Genomic DNA, 2,835 nt, shown 5'->3' on the forward strand with positions numbered 1-2,835 from the left:
ATTCCTCGGCCTTGTGCAGATCAGACAGCTTGAACGCCGCATGCAGCACCGGCCTCAACTGGCCGGATCGGATCCACGCCACAAGCTGCTCGGCCTCCTCCCGCGTGCCGTGGGAGACGCCGAAGATCTGGACCTGATACAGGTAAATGCGTGTCCACATGATTTCGCTGACGTTACCTGCGCTCGCGCCGGCGATACTGAGCCGCGGATAGCTAGTACGGCGCTTCATGTCAAAAATCATGGTATCGATGAAGCGATCGGTCATCTCACCACCAACCAGATCCATGACTGCATCGATCGGTTGATTCTGGGTCAGCCCGCGCACGTTGTCGCTGAAATTCTGCATCGTCGAGCGATCCAGCACGGCTTCCGCGCCGAGTTCGAGCAGCGCCGCGGCCTTGTCCTGCTGGCTCAGGGCATAAGGGATCGCCCCCATGATGCGGCACAGCTGTATCAGCGCCGTGCCGACGCCACCGCTGGCGCCGGTGACCAGCACGCGCTCACCGGCTGTCACGCCCGCGGCGTTGAGCATGTGCACGGCGGTCTGGTAGGAGCACATACCCAGCGCGGCGAGCTCCGCATCGGCAAGCCCGGGATTCTCTATCGCATGGAACTGCTCCGATGGCACGGCCATGTACTCGGCGAAGCCGCCGTCGGCGCCGTGCCCGTAGTAATCCGGCGCCAGATTGATGTCCCGCCGGCTATCGGGGTAAAGATTGAAATCCAGCAGCCCACGCTGCCCGATGCGCTCCGGATCGACACCGGCGCCCACGGCTGCTACGCGCCCCGCCACATCGGCGCCCTGGATGCGCGGGAACGACAAGGTCGGCGTGCCGCCGATCTGGAATGAGGTCGTCTCCCCTTTGTCTTTTGTCGGGTAAAGGCCTTCTCGCGCCTTGCGGTCGGTGTTGTTCTTTGCCGTGGCCGTGACTTCCACCAGCACCTCACCCCTGGCGGGCTTAGGCGTGGGCACATCCTGACGGTACGCCAGCTTGTCGATGCCACCATGGCCAGTCAGCAGCACCGCTGCCATAGTGTCTGGAATGTTCCGTTGACGGGTATCGGACACCATCTCCTACCTCCTCCGGTTTACCGTTGTGGTAAAGCGCGCCAATCGCGAACGCTTACCGTGTCCACCCAATGCCCCGTCCCGCACTAAACGGCGCCAGCCGGTTCATTGCTGGTCTCCCGCGGACACGGGCAATTGCGTCGCGTGGGTCTCGCCGGGCGTATTGTGAGAAAGGATGGAAGACCGTGATGGGATTGCAAGGAGTCCTGCATGTCCACAACTCCAGGACAGCGCAGCGGGCACGCGTCTGCCCATCCCTATAGCGACAACCCCTGCGTTCAGGTGATAAGGTTCACTTATCCTTTCACTCGATTCCAACGAAGTCGGGCCTGCGCGACCGGGACCAAGCCGCAGGCCTGGCGTTTTCCGTGATATGTCTCACTCGTGGAGTTCTTCCTTGCTGTCGAAGGCTCGACAATGGGGCCGCTCGACGATCTCGGCCGATACCTGGACGCTGATCGGACTGCTACTCCTTTGCTACTTGGCTGCCCGGTGGGGAAGTGACACGGCGGGCCTTCGCGGTGCGGTCAGTCCCATCTGGCCGGCCTCGGGCATCGGCCTTGTTGTGCTACTACGATACGGTTTGCGCATGTGGCCCCTGATCTTGGTGGTATCCGCCGCTGCCGCCTGGGTCGGGATTGCAGAAAACCACGAGTCGCTAACGATCATTCTTGGCTCCGGGCTGCTGATCGGCGTCGCCGCTGCGCTGGAAGCAGTATTGGTCGCATGGGGCATCCGACGGCTGGCGGGCGACGTCTACCTGGACCAAGCCAAACCCTTTATCAAGGCCACACTGGTTGCCCTGCCTCTCGGTGCGGCGGTGGGGACCATCCCCCATCTCCTTGCCAGCCTTTTGGGCGGTGCGCTCGACGATATCGCGCCGGCTATGCACTGGCAGTTTTTGATGCTGACCTGGCACGGTATGATCATCGCCGATGTCATCGGCATGGTGGTCCTCGCACCACCGATGCTCATGTGGCTGCGTAACTACCGCCTGGCGATAGAACGCCGCCAGGCGCTCGAACTCCTCGTTTACATGGCCCTGCTTGGCGCGGTGGTGTCCGCTGTTCCAGCAGCGTTCCAGGCCACGTACCTGCTGGTCGCAATCCATATCGTGATTGCCATTCGCGTACCCGCCAAGTGGACGGCACTGGCGGTCTCACTGACGTCGGCCGTGCTGCTGTGGCAGGCAGCAACTGCGATTGATCTCGAAAACCTGTGGCAGGTGTATGACTACTTCCTTGCCGAACTGTCCAGGGTGCTGGTGTTAAATCTCACGACCTACGCGGTCGCCTTTCTGTGGCGAGAGAAAGAAGCAACGGAGGCGAACCTCCAGTCAGGCATTGCCGCACGGACACAGGAGCTGGAGGCGGCCAACAGGCAGCTCAAGGCACTCGCACATACCGATCCGCTGACAGGGACCTCGAATCGGCGCTATTTCCAGCGGCGGAGCACGCGTGAGCTGGAGCGGGCAGCCAAGGGCAACACGCCGATGGGGCTTTTGCTCCTCGACCTGGACCGGTTCAAGCCGATCAACGATGAGCATGGCCATGCCGTCGGTGACTTGGTTCTGCAAGAGACGGTGATCCGCCTGGAGGGGGAACTCCGACCCACGGACGTGCTTGCGCGGGTTGGCGGCGAGGAGTTCGCCGTGCTGTTACCGGAATGTGACGCCCAACAGGCGCTCGAGGTCTCGGAGCGCTTGCGTCGAGCGATGGCACGTCGCCCCTTCGAAACACCAACAGGAATTGCGGTCCCGGTGACGA

General features: G+C 62.3%; 2 protein-coding genes. One reads left to right on the top strand and one right to left on the bottom strand.

Translation table 11 applies throughout. From position 1 onward, the window contains the following. On the bottom strand, positions 1–1,072 hold a 1,072-nt coding region (locus QZT63_RS00590; protein WP_290647738.1), incomplete at its 3' end, for a zinc-binding dehydrogenase. Positions 1,073–1,466: 394 nt separating this feature from the next. Here QZT63_RS00590 and QZT63_RS00595 point away from each other — a divergent pair. Next, a partial coding sequence (locus tag QZT63_RS00595) for a diguanylate cyclase (protein WP_290647739.1) occupies positions 1,467–2,835 on the top strand: 1,369 nt, incomplete at its 3' end.

This window comes from Aquisalimonas sp., assembly GCF_007120195.1.
Lineage (GTDB): Bacteria > Pseudomonadota > Gammaproteobacteria > Nitrococcales > Aquisalimonadaceae > Aquisalimonas.